The organism is Paenibacillus glucanolyticus NBRC 15330 (genome assembly GCF_004000885.1).
Lineage (GTDB): Bacteria > Bacillota > Bacilli > Paenibacillales > Paenibacillaceae > Paenibacillus_AQ > Paenibacillus_AQ glucanolyticus.
Map to the genome: position 1 here is coordinate 437,382 of NZ_BIMC01000001.1, position 21,544 is coordinate 458,925.

Here is a 21,544-nt window from a genome sequence, read left to right on the forward strand (position 1 = left end):
TCGATATAAGGGTTCAATTCCTCAGCGTGAAGCGAAGGAACAAGGGTTTTGTGATAAATTTGGAGCGCTGCTTTCTGAAGACCGATCACCCCGGCTGCCGATTCCGCGTGCCCTATATTTGATTTTACAGAGCCGATCGAACAAAACTGCCGGTCTTGGGTATAACTTCCAAAAGCTTTCATCAATCCTTCAATCTCAATGGGATCACCGAGGGAGGTTCCCGTACCATGCGCCTCCACATAACGAATCGTCCGCGGGTTAATGCCGGATTGCTTCAAGCAATCGGCAATCGCCTCCCCTTGTGCCACTGGACCAGGCACCATGATTCCACTCACAGTTCCAACATGGTTAATGGCGCTGCCTTTTATAGTCGCGTAGATTCTGTCATTGTCTTCAATGGCTTTATTTAAAGGCTTCAAGAGAACCGAAGCAACGCCTTCTGCAGACACATAACCATCGCCTCCTTCACCGAAGGTATGGCAGTAACCATCACTTGAATGCATCCCCCACATTCCATAGGTCATATACTTGGCCGGATGCAGGGATAAATTCACACCACCCGCCAAAGCCACTTCGCTTTCACCGCGTTTTATGCTTTCCATAGCCAGATGGACAGCCGTAAGGGAAGAAGAACAGAGTGTATCTACGGTCATGCTCGGACCATGAAAATTACAAAAATACGAAACCCGGTTCGCGATAGGACCTGCATTCAATGAGAGTGGAAACGCCTCCCCTTGGGACAACGCCTCTGCCCCCACCAGGGAATAATCCTTGTGCATCACCCCGGCAAAAACACCTACGTTCCGTCTCTTGTTTTTCCCGCGAGGCGTCACCAATGATTTAGGTGTATATCCGGCATCCTCAATGGCCTCCCAGCACGTTTCCAGAAACAGTCGTTCCTGCGGATCCATCGTTTCCGCTTCACGAGGAGAGATTCGAAAGAATTTGGGGTCAAAGCAATCCGGATCTTCAATAAATCCACCCCATTTGGACATTTCTTTACCGCCAGGCGATTTAATTCCGGCCAGCCGCTTCCGATCCCACCGAGATTCTGGTATCTCACTTATGCAATCTTTTCCCTCCTGCAAGTTCGTCCAGAATTCCTGGAGGTTTCTGGCTTGCGGATATCGGCCGGACATACCGATGATGGCAATATCGTCATCGGCGGCTGTCCTTTCCTTGGGAGTGGAACCCAAAGCAGTAGGGGCTAAAGGTTTAGGCAAGTCATCGAATCCAGGATGGGAAGGCGATCTGGATACGGATTGCTCTGATGCTGCTTCGATTTGCTTAAATTGTGATGCATAATGCTCTTCCAGGTAAGCAGAAAGCTCGGCAATGGTTGTGTATTCAAACAACAAGGTGGGCGATAAAGAGGTCTTGATTCTGGACTCAATCGATCTCACGATCCCCAACAAGCCCGGGGAATCCAATCCCATCTCATAGTAACCGGACTCCGGGTGGATATCTTCCGCGGAACTATTCAAAACATCTGCCATGAGCTGCCGCAGGAACCTTTCGATAGAAATAACGGGTGCCGCATCACCTGCGACACCCGTATCGAGAGTGATCTTATCGGAGGTGGCCGGAGCTCCGCTTATAGGCTCCTGCCACGGAGATGATGGAGACGACAACTTCCGTTCCGGATTGATCAGTCCCGCTTCACGGACCAGTTTGCCCGCGAAATTTCTTAATTCTCCGACTTTTTTTCCATCCCGATTAAAAAACTCCATCGTCCAAAACATCAATTCGTTCTTATGGATCACCGAGGATTTCTGCACTCGTGTAATACATCGCTGCTGAAGAGGTTCTGACGCATGAAACGCTGCATAACTAAGAGGCAAGAATAATCGCTGTTCCTGCTCAGTGGCAGGCGCAAACATTCTCCCGGCCCCAACACCGCTGCCGTCAATCAGCGCAGGGTGGAATAAGAACTCTTGCGAGCTGGACTGAGCGTCCGGTCCGATAGAAAGATCCAGAATCACGGCGGCCTCCAGTTCATAGACCTGACCTTCTGCCTTCATAAATCCGGTATGAACCAGCTCCTGGCTTTGGTATTCTTCATATAAATCATATATGCCCAGCTCTCTGATTGCCGAGCGCTTCACGGAGCTCACGTCCAACGTCTCATCATACGACACCGGTTCTATAAGAGACATTTCGGCAGTAGCGTACAAGGTTGTCTCCGGTTCCAGTAAGCCATCACGCTGATTCTGCCCTTCGAGACGAATCTTCCACAAACCGGCAGAGGTTTCATTGCAATGAACGCCAAGTCTGACAGAGCAGCCTGGGACGGTTGCAAGCGGCTTGAAAATACTCAAATTACGAAGTTCGAGCCTGTCGAAAGAATAGTGATTTTTTTTGTAAGCTTGATATATAAGATCAATATAAGCCAGTCCAGGCAATAATTCTTGTCCATACACTTTATGATTGCTGATAATCGGATTCTTTGCAGACAGGTTAAATTGTTCGTACATCTCACTGGCTCCTCCCTAGTCGAATTTCTCCCAAAAAATATTCTGCGGAACGTCGGCTGCTGCTCTGCTGCCGGGTATCGTCATGGCATGCGTCTGCCACAGCCGCTGCTTGTTTAATGCCGGAAGTGGAACAGGCTGCCTTGTATTGCGTTGGAGAGCCAAATCCGCGGCCTCCTCCAAAATCACATGGGCGTTGGTTCCCCCGTCGGCAAAACAGTTAATCGCAGCGATTCTTGATGTATGAGCATGAGTCCACTCGGTATTTTCTCTGCCAAAATACAGCGGAGATGATTCTATGTCATAATGTGCCATAGCTTCTCGGCCAGATAAGAAAGGAACAAATCGTCCATGCTGCAGCATCAATACCACTTTAATAAAACTCGCGATGCCTTCGGCACAGAGCGGATGCCCGATATTGGGTTTCATCGACCCGAGCCCCAGCGGAATCGTGCTCGACTCCCGATAAATCGTATGGATCGCCTTAAGTTCCAGCAGATCGGTCACCGTCGTACCGGAACCGTTGGTTTCAACATAACTGATCTCCTCAGGTTTCCTGCCACTCTTGCGCAATGCGGATTGTAAAACTTCTCTCTGCGCCTGGATATTCGGAGTTGATGGACCTGCTGTCCGTCCGTCATTGTTAACGGCCACTCCCTTGATGACAGCGTAGATTCGATCGCCATCTGCAAGCGCCTGCTCCACGGTCTTCAACAGAACCATACCCGCACCTTCTCCCAGCACCACGCCATCCGCTCGCTTGTCAAACATATGGAAGTCCTGCACCGGACTTAAAATTCCCCGCTGCGCGAATATTCTGTGAGCACGATCCGTTGTCAGCAGACTTGCGCCGCCGACAATCGCTGAATCGATATCTCCTGCAAGGAGCGCTTGGATGGCCATGTTCATCGCTACCAGAGCTGAAGAACAGGCGGTATCCATCACAACGCTTGGACCACGGAGGTCAAGAAATTGCGAGATATTGGCAGCCAGATAGTTCTGTCCCACGGCCACAATGGGATTACGTGCTTGATGTAGGCTTGATTCTTCCGGCTGATGCTGTGTTCGCGCACCGAGGTAAACCCCGGTCGGCTTTCCCTTCATTTCTTGCATCGTATATCCCGCATGAGATAACAGCTTCAGACTTTCTTCCAGTACCATTAACGCCTGAGGATCCATGGCTTGGGCATCGGCTTTAGGAATCAGGAAGAAGGAGTGATCAAAGCTTGTAATGTCATTCAGCGTGCCCGCATAGAAGCCGCTGGAGTAACCCCATTTTTCATATGGGACCTGACGAATCGCTGATCTTCCCTCCGATAGAATCCTCCAATATTCTTCAAGCGACTCGGCACCCGGGAATCGGCATGACAAACCTACCACGGCAATATCTGAAGAAATAACTCCATGAATGCCTTTATTGGATGGTCTTCTTCTATCTTCTGAAGCCGCTGGTACCTGTGGTGGAGATTCTTTCCCTTCGTGTTCATAACCTTCCATATTCATAGACCCAAGCAACTGAGATACGGCAGCGGGATGGGCACTGACAAGCCACGCGGCCAATGATTCTATGGTTGGATATTCAAATAGCAGAGTTGGCTCCAGATCCAGCATGGCTAATTGATTCATTCGGCGCAGTAATTGAGCGATCATAATCGAATCTACGCCGTAATCCTGAAATGCTGTATCAAGCTCCAGCCGGGAGAAAGGGATTTTCAATTCTTCTGCCAGCAATTCGGCGAGCCAGACTTGCGTTTTATTTAATAGGCTATCGCCGCCAGGCTTGGGAGATACCAGCACTGCCTTTTGCCCGCCGTGCTGCGATCCGGTGTATCCTTCCGGGCGCTCCTGAATCGCATTATGCATAAGCATGCCAGGATTCCATATCTCCGGATTAACAACAGCCGGCAGAATCACCGATTCTGTTCTGCTGGAGAGAATCTGATCCAACAGCTGCAGCCCCTCTTCATTTGTCACGCTCAGTAAGCCTGTCTGCGCATAAGCCTTGCTCCTTACCTCGCCCATACCAGCCTCTTTCCAGCTTGGCCACTGGATACTGATTACGGGATTCGCATGCTTCTCCTTCGCCGCAAAATAGTCCATATAAGCATTTGCCATGGCATAATCGCTTTGTCCGGAACCTAAAACAGGAATCGTTGACGAAACGGACGAGAAAAGCATAAAAAACGATAAGGCTTCATGTCTAAAGCAATCATAGAGCACTTGAAGTCCCGCCACCTTCGGGTCAAAAACCCGCTCGATTCCTTCAACCGGCTTCCTTACAAAGGCAGGATTATGCGAATCAATTACGCCGGCACAATGTAAAACGCCTCCAATTGGCCCCATCGTGCTTTTAACCGCTTCCAGGCTATGCCGCATCTTACGTTCATCCGTTAGGGATACGGAGAGGACCCTCACTTCTACCTGTTGTGCTTCCAAAGCCTGGATCGCTTGAATTTTGTGGGCCACAGCCGTATTCTGACCCTTGTAAAATCCCCATTCCTCTCGGGGAGGCAGCTCTTCCAGTCCAGTTAGAACCAGCTTTCTAACTCCGTATTTCCTTACAAAATGCGCGGCGCATACATATCCAATTCCCCGCGTCCCGCCTGTGATCCATAGTACATGGTCCTCTGGAAAAGCGAACGGTTCCTTGCCGGGGCCGAAGCCCTGCAACTCATCCAGCGCTGCACGATATCGCGTACCGCTCCGGTAACCAACTTCCGCATCCTGACTTTCAGCTGCGAATTCGCTGACGATTTGCTCAGCTAGGGCAAGAACATCATATGCTGCATCCACATCCATATGACGTGACCTCAAGCGGCTATACTCACTCTGCAGCATTCGATACAGCCCCGCCCGATCAGCGCCCGACAAATTCACTTCGGTACTGAGAAATGACTCCAGCCCTTGCGTAACACCAAGGAGTGCCAGACCACCTGCGTCCGCATGCTCAATTACTTTTTGAAGCCAGGGAATCCACCCGGTCAACCCCGTCCCATTCCTGCCGCAGCCAACAACGTCGATACAGCCGCCATATTGCTTCCAATCCCGCTCGGTCTGATGAAATTCCTGTGCCATATCCTGAACATCAATGATCCGGCTGCGTGTGAAATGTCTCGACACATGCGCAGCTAATTCCATCGTTTCCCGGGTCGTCAATATGGCAATCGTTTGATTCTCGAACCTGCTCATATCAAGGGATGTTTCTATGCTTGCAGGTATCCACGTCTTGTTCAAAAAGCACATGTTACGCTCGACCGGATGATTTGGGATGACAGGAGGAGCTGCATCCTGTTTCGTTCCCGAACTTCTGTCCAACCGATCACGGCGATCATGACTCCCTTGGGGATACCAGTAACGCTCTTGAGAAAACGGATAGATCGGCAGGCTGATCCGTTGCGGGAGATTCTCGCCATATAGCAAGCTCCATTCCACATTCAACCCTTTCACCCAGAGACTGACGAGTTTGTTGTACTTTCTGCGCTGTATCCATTTAACAATGGCTTCCTGCAGTTCTTCATCCCTCGCAAATACAGATAACGTATCTTTATTACGTTTAACCTGGCCATAATGCACGCCGTCCCCATGCTCACGGCCTTCGATGTAATCCGTTAGTTTATCCACCAGTTCTCTCATCGTGGATGCAATCACGGCCAATCGTTCCTCCATGGCTTCCCGTCCGATTTGAAGGGTGTAAGCCATATCAATGAGGCTGTGTTCTTCATACTGCTGGACCGCGATATCCGCCAGAAGGCGCTGAGCCTGCAACTTCAGCTGCTCCTGATTCTTCGCGGACAATACAATGATGGCCGGATAATGGCTATCTGCTATCACTGGCGAAGGTTTCTCGTATCTTGGGATATATTCTTCTATCACGATATGGGCATTAGACCCGCCCGCTCCGAAGGACGAAACGCCCGCTATTCTCGGGTATTCCTTCCGTTCTCCGTCTATCTCTAACACGGGTCTTTTCCAATCGGCAAGATCCTGCTGAACAACAAATGGAGTATCGGCAAAATCGATGTTGGGATTCAGCACGCGGGAATGAAGCGAAGGAACTAACTGCTTGTACTTAAGCTGAAGCAGCACTTTGGTCAAACCTGCAATTCCCGCAGCACTCTCGCAATGCCCGATATTTGATTTAGCCGAACCGAGCGCACAGAACTGCTTGTCGCCCGTGTACTCCCGGAATATGCTGTTCAAGCCGGCAATCTCAATGGGATCTCCGAGCGATGTTCCGGTGCCGTGCGCCTCCATGTAACTGATCGTCCGCGGCTCAATCCCTGCCTTCTTAATAGCCCGGCCAATTACGCTCGCTTGAGCCTTGGGATTAGGAACCGTATATCCGTTCGTTTTCCCCCCGTGATTGATTGCGGTCGCTTTTATAATTCCATAGATCTGGTCCCGATCCTCAATGGCTTGGGCCAGCGGTTTAAGAAGAACCGCGCCTACGCCTTCACCGGGTACGTATCCCTCTCCTCCCTCGCCAAAACTCTCGCATCTGCCCCTGCTGGATATGAACTTCCCTTGAGACAGGTAGAGATATTTATTGGGATGAATCGAGACGTTGACCCCGCCTGCAATGGCAGCCTGGCATTCCCCTCTCTGCAAGCTTTGACAAGCCAGATGGATCGCTGTGATGGAAGATGAGCACATCGTATCTACGGTCATGCTCGGACCATGGAAATTGCAAAAGTAAGAAACGCGATTAGCGATGGATGCCGGAAGTCCGGGCAGCGCGAGAGGATTCCCCTGTATTTGTTCCTGAGCCCCATATAGCTGGTATTCCTGGTACATGGATCCGACATAAACGCCGACATTTCCCTCCAGACCATAATCATGGTATAGGCCCAAATTCTCCCGGGTATATCCCGCATCCTCAAGAGTTTCATAAACGCATTGCAAAAAGAGGCGCTCTTGCGGATCCATCATTTCCGCTTCCCGCGGCGATATATTAAAAAACAATGGATCGAAGCGGTCTACGCCTTGAAGAAATCCGCCCCACTTGCTGTAGGCTTTTCCCGGTTTGTTACGATCCTCATCAAAATACAACTGGGAATCCCAGCGGTCTTTCGGTATTTCCGTAATGCAATCCTTGCCATTCTTCAACACCTCCCAGAACTGGCCGATATTCTCGGCGCCGGGATAACGTCCGGACACACCGATGATGGCAATATCCATCGCTTCGGTTGTCCGTTCATTCCGCTCGCTCCTGGTTGGCGACAAGAACCTTGAACGCCTGAGACTGGCAACGTTCCGAAAGGCCTCTCCCTGTGTTGAAAGGGGGGGCTCCGCTTGCTGAACAGCAGCAGGTTCTATGGGCTCTGCATCTTCCCTCTCTCCCAGAACCTCCTTCAATTGATCCCGGTAGGCTGTAATGAAATACCCCGTTAATTCCCGTATATTTTGATATTCAAAAAATAGCGTTTTGGACAATGAGCCGAAGGTTTTCTCCAATTCGTTGGTCAATTGCGTGGTCATGATGGAATCGATGCCATACTGCTCCATCGGAGCATCCGTTTCTATTCGCTGAACGGGCAGCTTCAAGACGGCTGATATCTGTCTCTTTATGAAATGTACCGCTTTTTCCGCGAACACCTCTTCGCTCTTTTGAAGGGAATGGTCATTGTCCGAAGGTGGCAGCGACGCCTGTAACCGAACTGCAGGCTTCACGACCTGCTTCTCTGTCAATTTGGCATAGAACAGCTCAGGATTACCTGCCATGACAAGAACCTGGTCTTTACCGGACGTCCATGCACGATGGAAAGCAATCATAGCTGAAGGTGTCTCTATTGCGGCCATTCCCAGCCGCTGTTTCATCATCTGTGCGGACTTTTCATCAACCTGCATGCCGCCATCTTTCCATAAAGGCCAATTGACGGACAGCGTATGCCCACTTCGCTCGTTCGCGCGTACAAGTTCATTTCGGTATGAAGCGTAAGCGTCCATAAAAGCATTGGCCGAACAATAATCTGCCTGTCCCGGATTGCCCAAAACCCCATATATCGATGAAAAAACGACAAAAAGATCAAGCTTCAAATCCTTGGTTACTTGATCCAAATGGACAAGTCCTGCCACTTTTGGCGCCATCACCGCCTGCAGTTCTTCCGCTGTTTTATTGAGAATAAGACGATCCTTAATCACGCCAGCGCTGTGAAGGACTCCATTCAGCCCGCCAAACTCGGTGGCAATGTTACGAACGAGTTTCTCCACCTCTTTGAAGTTCGACACATCGACCTGCCTGTATTCCACCCTAGCCCCTTGAATTCTCAATTGCTCCAGTTGAAGCGCTGAGTCGCTACCTGGCGCAGATCGGCCGGTAAGAATTAACGTCACATCCTTCGTGTGCCGGGCGATCTCATTCGCAAAAATAAACCCGAGACCTCCCAGCCCTCCCGTAATCAAGTACGTTCCGTTCTCTTTCCAAGGAGGGCTCTCTTCGAATGTCGGTGTCTCCATGACGTCCCAGCCTTTAACGAAGCGCTTCCCTTCCTGGTATCGAATATGAAATTCCTCCGGGCTGCAATGGTTCTCCCTCAATACGCCAACCAACCGCTCCGCCGATACATGCGGCTCCATCTCGATCATCTGTCCTACGAATTTGGGATTCTCCAGCCTGGCCGTCTTCAGAAGTCCCGATAAACCGGATAACAGACGATGTTCCCCCTGCGCAGGAATGACAATTTGAATGAACACGTTCTTTTTGGAGCCGTCTTTAAGAATACTCTGAATTTCATCAAGCAGATTGCCCGAGTATGCTTGAAACCGGTCCTTCATGTTTTTTCGTTTCGATTGCAAGGACAGGATGCGGACACCCTCCATTTGCGTTTCAAGACTCTTCTTCGCCGTTTCGTCCATTTCACACAGCACGACACAGTGGTCATCATAACCGGATAACACCTCATGAGCCGCAACGTCCTGTTCCTGCCATGTCGGATGCAGCATGATCGTGCCCGTGCCTGCCCCGGATTTGAGCAAGGCCTCCTCTTTACTGAGTATCCTCCAGGATAACCCCTTCATCCTGACGCATAACATTCCTTGTCCGTCATAGAGTTCAATATCGACTTTCTCAGACTTTCCTGATGTCCTGTCCTGCAGACTATACTGAACCTGCGCCCACATGACCGACGAGCATTCGTGTACAATATCGAGCTCCTGCAGTGCAAAAGGCAGGAACAGCCTTGATGCAGCCTTGCCCTCCAACACGCCCAACATGTCTGAACCAAGCATCAGAATCATGGCCGCCTGGAGGGCCGAATCCATCAAGCTGGGATGCAAGATAAACGGATCTTCGGTGCCCCGAATGGAGGAAGGAATCGACAGCTTAGCCAGGACTCCGCTTGCTCCCGTATATACTTCTTCAATCCCTTGATGTGCAGGTCCGTAATGAATTCCCATAAGCCGGAAAACCTCATAGTACTGCGCTATTGCAGTATCGGCTCTGACAAACTGTTTTTTTAATCCATCGATGTTCACCTGTGGCGTCCCGCCAATCAAGTCGGCATCCAACACGATATGGCCCTGGCTATGAACAATAGACTCTTCACCGCCATCTTCCGGCTCGCTATAAATTTCGTAGGAAACATCGCCCTGTTCATCTGGATAAAGCGCAATGTTCACATGAGCATGATGATCTCCAACCGTGATCGGCCTGGCCCAGACCACATGTTCCAGCCGAATCGGCGAGTATGCATCAGCTGATTGTCCTGAGGCCCTCGAAGCAGCTTCCCTGGCCATTTCAAGATAAGCGACGCCGGGCAAGACACGCTGATTGTTCACGATATGATCCCTCAGAAAAAACTCTTCGCCCGAAAAGGTTGAGCTGTATCGCTGTTCTGAGAAATCGGACGTGTTCCGGTGCAGAAGCGGGTGTATACAGGAAGCTGCTGCACCCTCGGATACCAAGCTGACATCCGTGGTACCTTCTTCGGGTTCGGATATCCAATACCGCTCCCTGGCAAAAGGATAGGTAGGAAGATGGACATGCTGTATCTTCTCGGCCGGGAAGATGGCCTTCCAGTCCACCTCATACCCTTTTACGTATAATTCTGCCAATGCCATCAATTTACTGCCGTATTCCTGCACACTGCTCTTCTTGATGGATTGAAGCTCGGTGACAAGCACCTTGCCCAGATGTTCAAAGAGCGGCTCCTCCTTCTTCCCTGTTAAAGGGATTCGATCGTGGAAATACCCCTCAGGCTCATTTTTAGCAACTACCTGCTGCAGCTTCTCCCGAAGCTCACGTACATCCCTAACAACGTAAGCAGACCTTACTCCGAAATGCTCCCGGTGAAGGAGGAGGGTTGCGCTAACCTCCGTAAGCGCGATGTCCTGTTCTTGTTGGTCGAGCCAGCGTGCCAGATCCTGTTCCCGTTGGCGAAGCGATCCTTCTGTTTTGGCGGATAAACAGATTACGTACTGAGGAAGCTTTTTGCTCGATTTTTTCTTGGCAGCGGGGGCTTCTTCAAGCACGACATGCGCATTCGTTCCACCGAACCCAAAGGAACTGATCCCAGCACGCCTCGGATAGGTCTGTCCATCTTCGCTCTCAAGCAGCTTCCATTCCCTGAGCTTGTCCACCATGTAAAACGGGCTTTCATCGATTGAAATACGGTGGTTCAGCTTTTTGAAATTTTGCAATCCGGGCAGCTGCTTATATTTCATGGACATCAGGACTTTGATAACCCCGGCAATGCCTGCCGCTGATTCCAGATGACCGATATTCGTTTTCACCGAGCCCAGTCCGCAGTAATTGGTGTTCAGCTTTTGAGGCTCTTCCGGATGGAGTAATTGAAAAGCTTTCACAAGCCCTTGAAACTCCATGGGATCTCCCTTGGGCGTACCGGTCCCATGAGCTTCGATGTAACTGATGCTTTCCACGGGTACACCGGCTTTGCGATGGGCTTCGGCTATAACATCCGCCTGAGCTTCCGGATTGGGATAGGTGAGCGTATGCGTTTTTCCGCTATGATTAACGGCCGTTCCCTTCAGGACGCCATAAATGGAGTCCCCGTCTTCCAGGGCCTTCACCAGCGGCTTAAGCAGCACGACGCCTGCGCCTTCACTGCGCACGTAACCGTCAGCGCTGTCGTCGAATGTTTTGCATGATCCGGTTGGGGACAGCATGCCCGCTTTGGAAAAGGAAATATGGCGGGAAGGGGTGAGTATAAGGCTGATCCCGCCTACAAGCGCCATGTTGCTCTCTCCAAGAAGTATGGACTGGGCTGCGGAATGGATTGCGTTGAATGAACTTGAGCAAGCGGTGTCGATAGGAAAACTCGGGCCCTTCAGGTTGAAATAATGCGAGATCCGATTCGCAATTACGGCCGAAGCTGTCCCTATGGAATGATAGGTTTCAATAGTCTGATTGCTCTGCTCCTGCAATCCTTTGTAATCAAAATTAAAGACCCCCATGTAAACGCCGACCTTGTCCCCAGACAGTTGTGAAGGACGAATCCCGGCATCCTCCAGGCAGGACCACGATAATTCCAGCATAATCCGCTGCTGAGGGTCGGTCGCCTCCACTTCCCTTGCTGAGAGACCAAAAAAGCCCGGATCAAAGGCATCTGCGTCTTGTATAAAACCGCCCCACTTGCTGTTGCTCTTGTTCTTCCCTTGGGGATCGCCCCAATATTCCTTCCAGTCCCAGCGCTCCTTCGGTATCTCCTGAATGCTTGAACGACCTTCCTTCAGATTATCCCAGAATTCTTCATAATTCTGCGCTCCAGGGAATCGGCAAGCTATGCCAATAATCGCGATCTCGTTCTTCATTTATACGGTACACCTCACTTTTAATAAACCTCTTGTGTGCTTCGGCTGTTCTCCATTGCGATGTCATCCGTCTCCGAAAGCTTGGAGAAGCTCTTATATCTTTGATTGAGCAGTGCTGCCGTCTCCACCATCAGTTTCTCCGCAATCTCATCAACGCGCCTGTTCCGCCACTGCTCAAGCTCGGTTCCTTTAACCCATTGATTAAAAGCACCTAAGGCCGGTCCGCAATGAATTTGATAATCCACTTTATTTTCAGGGTCGCCCTGCAAAGCCAACCGTGTGCTGTAACTGAAATACCACCGGAATATCATGGCCATTTTGTATTTCGGGTTCCGCTCCGCCTTCTCGACGATTTGTGGATAGCGCGTTCTGACCATGTCATATACGCTCTCAAAACTGCGCTTGAAATACTTGTCCTGTATCTGTGCCTTGGTCTTCTCGTCGATTTCATCAATGGAGTTGTACTGACGGTACAAATCGTATAACTTATTGGAGCGCGCCGGAAAAAAAAGCCCCTTTTTCAGCACCTGCACCCTCGCCCCCATCTCAAACATATCTCCCGCAGGCGCGTATTCCGTGTCCTGGACGTTCATTTGCTGCAGCAGGTCCTTTGCTTCGTCGCTCGTTCCGGCCTCCAAGGTGCATTGATTGATTGAACCGGTAACAATAAAGTCGGCACCCAGTGTAAGGGCTGCCGATATCGCATCCGGTGTACCGATCCCACCTGCGGCGCCTATTCTTATTTTTTTGTGATATCGATACTTATCCATCATTTCATCCCGTAATTTAATCATGGCCGGCATTAATGCATAAGCCACTGCTCCGTCCGTATGACCACCGGAATCCGCCTCGGCGCAAATATCATCGGCAACCGGCATTTCCCTAAGCATCAGGGCCTCTTCCGGCGTGATTTTGTTTTCCTCCCGCAGCTTTGTAATGATCCGCTCAGGCGCCGGACTGAGAAATGCTTCCGCAACTTCCGGCCGCGATACCTTGGCAATAATTTTCTTAGAAGAAACAATCCTTCCATGTACGTCACGCGTCAAGCCTTTGGCCCGGTATTTAACCAATGCAGGCGTAATGTTCATGAAAGCCGCCGCCTCCATAACCCTCACGCCGCTTTGCAGGAACAGATCCACGGTTTGTTCTTCGATCTCCGGCTCGGTCGGATTGTGAACCAGGTTCATGCCGTAGGATTGGCCTTGAGAAAGCTCTCGTTGTATGTATTGAATTGCATCCGCAATCTGCGGTAATTTCAAGCCGCCAGCCCCGAAGAAACCCATCATTCCTGCTTGACCCATTCTTACAACCATTTCCTTGGAAGCAATGCCGCGGTACATGGCTCCGGTCATATAGGCGTATTTAAGATTATAGTCTCTGCGGAATTCAGCGCTTCCCAGGGAAGAAGGGAGAATATGATATTCTGACGATGGTACCGGAGCGGGCGGTTCCGCCCCCGATACTTCCATAGTCGTCGATTCCAATACTGACGGTATCTGTGCGGCACTCTCGATTAGTTCTTCATTCACGCTTTCTGCAACGGACTCCTCAACCACTTCCGGTTCATCCACGATCAGCGGACTTGCCTCTGTCCTGATTCTCGCTATTAGATCCGTCAGAACCCTCCCGGGCCCAACCTCTTCATATTCCTGTACGCCAAGCCCCATTAAATAGCGAATGCTTTCCGTCCATTTAACGGAACTTGTAATCTGTTGAACCAGATTATATTTAATTTCGGTTGGTCGATAACGTCTGGCATGCACATTGGAGATGACCGGAATCCGCAATGACTGGAACGTAAAGTTTTCCAGGAAAGCTTCAAATTCTCTCGCTGCATCCTCCATATGCCGGGAATGAAAGGCACCGCTCGTTCGCAAGGGAATGCACATCGTCACGTCCTTGTGGGACTCAAGAACCTTCATGGCATGATCCATGTCTGCTTTCGCCCCGGAAATCACGATCTGATGGGGGCTGTTAAGATTGGCAATGTCAATGCGGTCCAGTTTATACTCCTGCAGCACCTCTGAAAGCTTATTTTCACTTAGGCCGATGACTGCTGCCATGCCCCCGCCGGCAGCCCGGCTCATCAATTCGCCCCTTTTTTGCACAAGCTTCAGTCCTGTTGCAAAGTCGTAAGCTCCTGCTGCCAGCAGGGCGTTATATTCCCCCAGACTATGTCCGGCAACAAAATCGACCCTGCTCCCGGAATCCTTGACCTTCTTGAAGTAACTTAATGCACTAACGGTGTATAATGCGGGTTGGGTGAATTGCGTCTTATTAAGTTCAGAATCCGGATCTTCCAGACATAGTCTCTTAATCGAATATCCCAGAATACGATCCGCTTGCGCAGTCAAATCCTTGAATTCGTCAAACAACCCTTCGCCCATTCCTTTTTTCTGGGCACCCTGCCCTGGAAATACGTAAGCCAGCATAAGTTTCTACCATCCTCCCAATTAGATTTGTATAGGTATGTTTAATCCTTTTTTGATCGCCTTCATGTTCAGCCGCATCCCCTTCGGATAAGTGATGGAACAGACAAAGGAATCCAGCATGAAAGAAGTCGTTTCATATTGATAAAAGTTTTCATAATAACTCACAAAAACATCATCCTTGAGGTTGATTTGCTTCAATTCAAAGATAGCGAACGGGGTGGATAATCCCGTTTTCAGCACCTTGGATAGCGCCTCTTTAGCCGTCCAGACCAACGTCAGCATGCTGTCCGCAGAATAAGGCAGCGATTGTATCAAGCTTAATTCTCTCGCGGTTGCTTGATCTTGCAGAACCTCCCGATTGCCCTCACAGATTTGTTCGATATCGATTCCCATAAGGAACTTCTCCGAAAAAGCAACGGCGGCGGCGAGATGGCCAGAATGCGTTATACTAACTTGCGCATTCTGTGAATGCACCACGAGGGGCTGGTTAAAAATACCCCGTGCAATGAGAATTTGTCTCAAATCATCCTCGTTTTTGTACAGAGCAATCGCTTTTTTGGCTGCGTACCTGCCTGCCAGATAACTTCTGATCCTTCGTTCAAAATGGAGTGAGCGATAATACTGCCATTCTTCAACATGAAGAAATTCTGTCGTCTTCAACAGCTGTTCCTCTTCTGAACAAGAGAAAAAACATAGACTTGCCACGTTCGAACCCGTTCCTTCTCCAGACATTAAATGCTCAACCGTCATTTCCCAGGATGGACTTGTCATTCCCTTCAGGAGGCCTCCTCGATACAGAATAAGATCGATTCATGCGCATCATTCTTTTTAAAAATGAACATAAAAATGCCTACGAGGTCCTCCCCTAAATTGCGGGAGGATTCGTAAGCATTAACACTAGTCACGTGTATGTTATGGCCCTTAAATGCTCTTAACGCGCCGAAACGTCGATTAAGTCGATTTAAGTTTCTGTTAATTAAAGTCATTCATTACCAATATATTATTATATAATTATTTATTTGTAAACTATTAATCTTATATGATTAGTAGTTTATTTTTTGTTTAAATTCCTTATTTCGACATTTTTTTCTCAGATTGTTTGATATGATCTTCATCATCCAATAAGAAGGGAGGATCACATATGTCCTGGTACGCTTTATTTGTTAAAACCGGTTACGAATCTTCCATCAAACGATGGCTTGATACAAGGTTCGATAACAACTTGCTGCATAGTGTGATTCCTAAAAGAAAAGTGCCGGAGAAAAAGGACCGTACCGTCCAGCACGTAATAAAAACACTTTTTCCCGGATATGTGTTCATCGAAACCAAAATGAGCTTTTCCATTTATTATACATTAAAAGAAAATCCTTTCATTTACAACACACTGAACTATCTCAATAACAAGGATAAAAGATCAACCCTCCCTGATGTGCAAATGGCTAGCGTCGCTTCTGAAAGACCAGCAGCAGAATCGCATTTTTTCAAGGAGATTCCCAGCGAGGAGATGCTTGTCGTGCTGCAGCTGATTAACGAGAATGAGGTTATCGAGTATTCCCAGGTCTATTTCCAAGATTCCAAGGTGATCGTCCAATCGGGTCCCTTGAAAGGTTTGGAGAGCCACATAAAAAAAGTCGATAAACATAAAAAGCGAGCGAAAGTGCTTATGAATATTATGGGGAAAGAACAGTTGGTCGACGTTGGAATTGAGATCATTGAATAATCCATCGAAGTTTACTTACACAAAAAAGGGGCTGCAAGCAGCCCCTCATTCACAAACGGAAGCGCGGTAACGACAAACGCCCCCTCTCCAGCCCGCAGAGTAGCCACCCGTCGAGGTGTACAAGCTTCGGGTAATCGGTGACTTCTGTTATCCCATAGCTTATTTAGTCAATTTTGCATAAATCTCTTTCAATTTAGCGACAGCCTTAATCTCCAGAGCTTTGATATCCTGTACCAACGTTATCGCCTTGGTAGATTGATCTTCGAGATTGGGCTCGCCCCCTACCGGGAAAGGGAACATCTGATGCAGCACATTGAACCGTTCACACATCCCTGCATACAACATGTTTGCCTCCTCGAACAGCCCCGTAAGCTCCGGCTCTTCACCGTTCCCTTGCGGCCAAGCTGTAATCAATTCCTTGAAGAACTCTGCCGCGTAATAACGGGCATCTCTCAGCACTTCAATGTTGTAGGCGTGACCATTGGGCTCGATCTGCCGCCCCTGCAACGATTCAAGCCAGGCATCATATGCCGCGATTCCTTTGACGGCTGTGGGTACGACGCTTTCTTTTCCTTCATATTGCTCAACGGCAGTCTCAAGGGCAAGTCGAAGCTGCTGACGGAGCGTTATATCAACGGAGCCCTCGATGATCAGAACGAATAGATCTTCCATGACACTCCTGCCCAGATTTTCGTAAGGCAGCGTATCCACTCTGCCGCACTCCTCCGCGTACAGGGTTCTGGTCTCATCATCGTACCCATACAGCGTACCGAACTCCGGGAAGAAAATATCCCATGCCAGCACAGGGTATCCCCGGTCCAGCGAGCTGTGAATGAGATCGAGGGCTCTTGGCAGCTCTTGGTGAATGCTGCGTTTGCTCATCGCTTCTTTTTCCATGAGGGCAGGATCCAGCAGGTTGGTGTTAGGTCCGATTCCGTCCGACATCCCGTCAACGAATTTGGAATGGAAACCGATGTTATGAAGTCCACGGGATAACGCTTCGCCAAAGAAATAAGCGGTCGGACCGGCAATATGAACATTATTCGGTATGATGTTGATCCGGAAAGCATGCCCTGTAAGCCCCATCACCATAGGCAGTGAGAGCTTCCGGTCAGTGAATTGCAGCATTTTATAGGTGGCATCTGCAGCACTCGTCCAGGTTTTTGTTTCTTTCAGCGATCCTTCATACGGCAAAATTTTCTTTTTCATGATTCCCAAATCCCTTCTCGTCTTAATATAAGAGTCAACGGTGATACGGATTTTTTCCTGAATCACTTTCTTGCGTGACCTGGATATTATCTGATACACATTGGCCGAAGAGAGCTGAAACAGGTTGGCAATTTCTTGCGGCGACAGCTGATCGAAGAAATGGGATTCGAAAATAAGCCGTTCGCGAGGCTTGAGGCATTGAATGATGCCTGTCAAAACACGCAGCGTTTCCTGCTGGAGGATTCGTTCCTCCGGCACGCTGGAGCCTGCGCTTGCTTCATTTGCGGAACGGTGGAGCCGTCCTAGAATGCTGTCCAGATTGCCCCAATTGTGCGAGCCTCCAGTGCCATCTGCTCTTCCCACGCCCTCAAGCTCGGTAAATGTCTGCTCTTTAACAGCAGAGTTCCCTCTGAGTCGGGTATAGGCCTGGTTCCGGACGATCCGGTGCACCCATGGCAGGAACCGCTCTACATCAACCAGCTTGCCAAGATGCATGAAAGCGCGGATGAGTGCATCCTGCACAACGTCCTCTGCCAGATAGGACTCCCGGGTTATAGCTCTGGCATAGCCATACACCTTCGACCGGTGACGCCGGACGAGTTCCCCGAATGCTTCCCGCTCTCCTGCCTGCGCATATTTCACCAACTCGCGATCTTCCATCTCATCCCATTGGACCTTGCTGTCTGCTGTCGTTTCCAATTGCTTAAACCCTCTTTCGTATCGTTGACTACTTATATGACCGGAGAAGTTCGCCATTTCTGACAATGTGATTGAAAAACATTATACCTTTTTTTGATTTTCCTTTCATGACAAAAAAAACGTCCCAAGATGACCTGTACTTCAGTCACTTGAAACGTCTCTTTAATCCCCATAGGTTATCTAACATCCACTGCTGCGCGCTGGACCTCTTGGCGGAAGTGCCCCACATCCGGGCGCTGAAGACCGAGATGCTCTCTCAATGTTCGTCCGCTGTATTCGGTACGGAACAATCCCCGTTCTTGCAGCACAGGGATGACGGTATTCACGAAATCGTCCAGATCGCCCGGCAGAACCGGAGGCATAATATTAAACCCGTCACAGGCGTAACCTTCAAACCAATCCTGCATCATGTCAGTCAATTGCTCGGGGGTTCCGACAAACTGCATATGTCCCCTGGAGGTTAGTATCTTTCTGCCCAGTTCCAGAATCGACAGATTGTCTTGATAGGCCATATCCATATATAACTGGACTCTGCTCTTCATGCCGTTGGAAGCCGCTACAGGATCCGGAATGTCTCTTGGCAAGGGTTGATCCAGCGGATAACCGCTCAGGTCATAATTAAGGAAACCCGATAGAACGGTAATCGCGGAAGATGGCGGTATCAACGCCTGCAGCTCATAAAACTTGCGCCACGCTTCCTCCTCGGTAGCTCCAATAACAGGTGAAAGACCCGGCATGATTTTCAGGCTTCCGCTTGCTCTCCCATACTGCGACAGCTTGGAATTGACACTGGCATAGAAATCCTGTGCAGCCTTCTTGGACTGCTGTGCCGTGAATATAACTTCACCATATTGGGCGGCAAAATCCTGCCCTGGTCCCGAAGAGCCAGCCTGAATCAGCACAGGATAACCTTGCGGCGGCCTCGGCACATTCAGAGGACCCTTCGTGGAATACCACTGTCCGGTGTAATCCACAGGCTGCACTTTGGCTCCATCGGCAAACCTCCCCGACTCACGATCAAGAACAAGCGCATCATCTTCCCAGCTGTCCCATAAACGGGTGACCACCTCCACGAACTCATGCGCCATCTCATAACGAAGACCATGTTCTGGATGTTTCGGCTTGCCATAATTATGGGCTTCAATATCAAGCTGGGACGTGACGATATTCCAGCCTGCTCTTCCTCCGCTTATAAAGTCCAGGGAGGCAAACTTCCGGGCTACATTATATGGCTCGTTGTACGTGGTGGAGACAGTTGCGGTAAGCCCCAATCTGTCCGTAACGGTAGAGAGGGCCGATAATAACGTCAGCGGGTCCAGCATGCCGGAAGCGGAATTTTCGACCTGGGTCACATACAGCAAATCGGCAAAAAACATCATATCGAACTTTCCCCGCTCCGCGGTGGCGGCGAGTTTCTTGTACAGCTCGATTCCAAACATCCCCTCCACATCGGAATCGGCATGACGCCATCCGGCATGATGATGACCGGCATAATAGATAAACGCACCCAGATGCATTTGATGATCTCTGCGGCTCGTTGTTCCCATCTATGTAACACCCCTTTTTTCCATATGGCCCAGCGAACGATCGCTGATCAGCCTTTATATGTCTCTCTCCACCTCAGAAGCTTGGATTCCAGCAGACGCACAACCGAATCCGACAGCTTGCCCACGATGGCAAAAATAATAATGCCCACAAACACGATATCAGTCTGCGAATACGCTCTCGCGTCTTGAATCATGTACCCGATTCCAGCACTGGTGCCCATCATCTCCGCAACAACCAGGACGAGCCAGGATACCCCGAGCGACAAGCGGATGCCCAGCAGAATGTTTGGCAGCGCAGCCGGTATGATCAGGCGGATTACCAGCTGCAGCTTCGAATATTGAAAAATTCTTGATACATCATACAGCTTCACATCCACACTGCGGATGCCAAGGAAGGTGTTCACATACATCGGAAAAAATGCCCCAAGCGAAATCATGAGAATCTTCGAGAATTCCCCGATGCCAAACCAGAGAATGAACAGTGGAATCAGCGATAGCAGCGGCACTGTACGAAGCATCTGCAAGGAAGGATCAAGCGTGCGCTCTGCCATTTTGCCAAGCCCTGTTGACAATCCAAGTGCCAGCCCCGTCAATCCCCCCAGCACAAAGCCGGAGAGCGCCCGAAGGATGCTGATCTGAAAATGCTCCCACAGCTCACCGCTTAACCCCAAACTCACAAATTGCTTGGCAATCGTTAACGGTGTCGGGAGCAGCGTTGCCGATATCCACCCCAGTCCACCGGCTATTTGCCATAAGGCTACTATGGCTATCGGTACAAGCCAGGCATGAAGCGGTCCGGGTACCGCCCTCAGCCAATCCTGCCCCGCAGCTTTGCGGGCGGCTATTTCACTTTTCATGACTTGTCACCACCCTTGTAGCTATCCTGCCAGCGCAGCAGCCTGCCCTCAAGCCATTTTACGAGAGAATCCGAAAGCTTTCCGACGAGTGCGAACACTATGATTCCAACGAATACGACAGTCGTCCATGAGAAAGAACGCGCATCATTAATGATGTAGCCGATGCCGGAGCTGGAACCCATCAGCTCAGCCACCACCAGTCCAAGCCATGCTACGCCAATCGAGAGACGGATTCCGAGAAATATGTTAGGCAGCGAGGCCGGAACGATCAACCTGAGGATCAGATCCCACCGACTGAACTGCAGCACACGCGCAACATCAAACAGCCTGTTGTCCACTGATCGTATGCCAAGGAAAGTATTCACGTATAACGGGAAGAACGAGCCTTTGGCGATTAACAGTATTTTCGATGTTTCGCCGAAACCAAACCATAGGATGAACAGCGGCGCGATCGCTAGATGAGGAAGCGTCCTCAGCATTTGCAGCGATGGATCGACAAGCCGTTCCGCCTTATACGAGAATCCCACCCATATGCCAGCTGCCAAACCCAAGCTGCCACCGAGCAGAAATCCGAGCAGCGCGCGCCAGGACGATATGCCAAGATGTTGAATCAATTCGCCTGTGCTCGTTAAATGAACGAGCTCATTCCAGATCGCAAGCGGAGTCGGCAGCAGGATCGGATTGAGCCAGCCCAATGCTCCCGCAGCCTGCCATACCATGACGATAACAAGGGGGACCATCCAGCCTATCAATGCATTTGTGAACTTGATCAGAAATCGTCGATCTATTCGTTTCTGGCGCCTCATCGGTTCGGCGGGTATGGCAACCGCCCCTTTGCTGA

General features: G+C 49.9%; 9 protein-coding genes and 2 pseudogenes (1 of these 11 running past the window's edge). 1 reads left to right on the top strand and 10 read right to left on the bottom strand.

Annotated features, from left to right (window positions below; all coding sequences use genetic code 11):
* The 6 genes and pseudogenes from PGL02S_RS01805 to PGL02S_RS01820 form a co-directional block, all read right to left on the bottom strand.
* Positions 1-2,474 carry the start of an SDR family NAD(P)-dependent oxidoreductase gene (locus PGL02S_RS01805; protein WP_051449090.1) on the bottom strand. It extends 7,915 nt beyond the left edge of the window, so 2,474 of the gene's 10,389 nt are visible here — the first part of the coding sequence; it begins with the start codon at positions 2,472-2,474; the stop codon falls past the left edge of the window.
* A gap of 15 nt (positions 2,475-2,489) precedes the next feature.
* Positions 2,490-5,714 carry a beta-ketoacyl synthase N-terminal-like domain-containing protein gene (locus PGL02S_RS29180; protein WP_376167287.1) on the bottom strand — a complete coding sequence of 1,075 codons (3,225 nt, stop codon included), beginning with the start codon at positions 5,712-5,714 and terminating at the stop codon, positions 2,490-2,492.
* Positions 5,715-5,915: 201 nt separating this feature from the next.
* Positions 5,916-9,488: pseudogene (locus PGL02S_RS29185) on the bottom strand (SDR family NAD(P)-dependent oxidoreductase); the annotation flags it as partial.
* Positions 9,462-12,239 (bottom strand): annotated as a pseudogene (locus PGL02S_RS29190) (type I polyketide synthase); the annotation flags it as partial. The pseudogenes PGL02S_RS29190 and PGL02S_RS29185, both read right to left, overlap by 27 nt.
* Before the next feature lie 20 nt (positions 12,240-12,259).
* Positions 12,260-14,671, bottom strand: a complete 2,412-nt coding sequence (gene fabD / locus PGL02S_RS01815) for an ACP S-malonyltransferase (RefSeq protein ID WP_051449088.1) — start codon at positions 14,669-14,671, stop codon at positions 12,260-12,262.
* A 21-nt stretch (positions 14,672-14,692) separates the two neighbouring features.
* Positions 14,693-15,442, bottom strand: a complete 750-nt coding sequence (locus PGL02S_RS01820) for a 4'-phosphopantetheinyl transferase family protein (protein WP_051449087.1) — start codon at positions 15,440-15,442, stop codon at positions 14,693-14,695.
* 370 nt (positions 15,443-15,812) lie between these two features.
* Here PGL02S_RS01820 and loaP point away from each other — a divergent pair, with 370 nt between their 5' ends.
* A complete protein-coding gene (loaP, locus tag PGL02S_RS01825) occupies positions 15,813-16,391 on the top strand; it encodes an antiterminator LoaP (RefSeq protein ID WP_006210961.1) in 579 nt (192 codons plus the stop codon).
* Between the two features lie 159 nt (positions 16,392-16,550).
* Here the strand turns inward: loaP and PGL02S_RS01830 are convergent, their stop codons facing one another.
* From PGL02S_RS01830 to PGL02S_RS01845, 4 genes are all read right to left on the bottom strand, one after another.
* Complete coding sequence (locus PGL02S_RS01830; RefSeq protein WP_036637167.1) at positions 16,551-18,299, bottom strand: RNA polymerase sigma factor; 1,749 nt, start codon at positions 18,297-18,299, stop codon at positions 16,551-16,553.
* A gap of 176 nt (positions 18,300-18,475) precedes the next feature.
* Positions 18,476-19,846 (bottom strand): LLM class flavin-dependent oxidoreductase, encoded by a 1,371-nt coding sequence (locus PGL02S_RS01835; protein ID WP_036637165.1) that lies wholly within the window; start codon positions 19,844-19,846, stop codon positions 18,476-18,478.
* Positions 19,847-19,893: 47 nt separating this feature from the next.
* Entirely contained in the window at positions 19,894-20,703 is an 810-nt protein-coding gene (locus PGL02S_RS01840; protein ID WP_036637164.1) for an ABC transporter permease, read from the bottom strand.
* Positions 20,700-21,509 carry an ABC transporter permease gene (locus tag PGL02S_RS01845; protein WP_036637417.1) on the bottom strand — a complete coding sequence of 270 codons (810 nt, stop codon included), beginning with the start codon at positions 21,507-21,509 and terminating at the stop codon, positions 20,700-20,702. Before PGL02S_RS01845 ends, PGL02S_RS01840 begins: the two co-directional genes overlap by 4 nt.
* Positions 21,510-21,544: the final 35 nt, after the last annotated feature.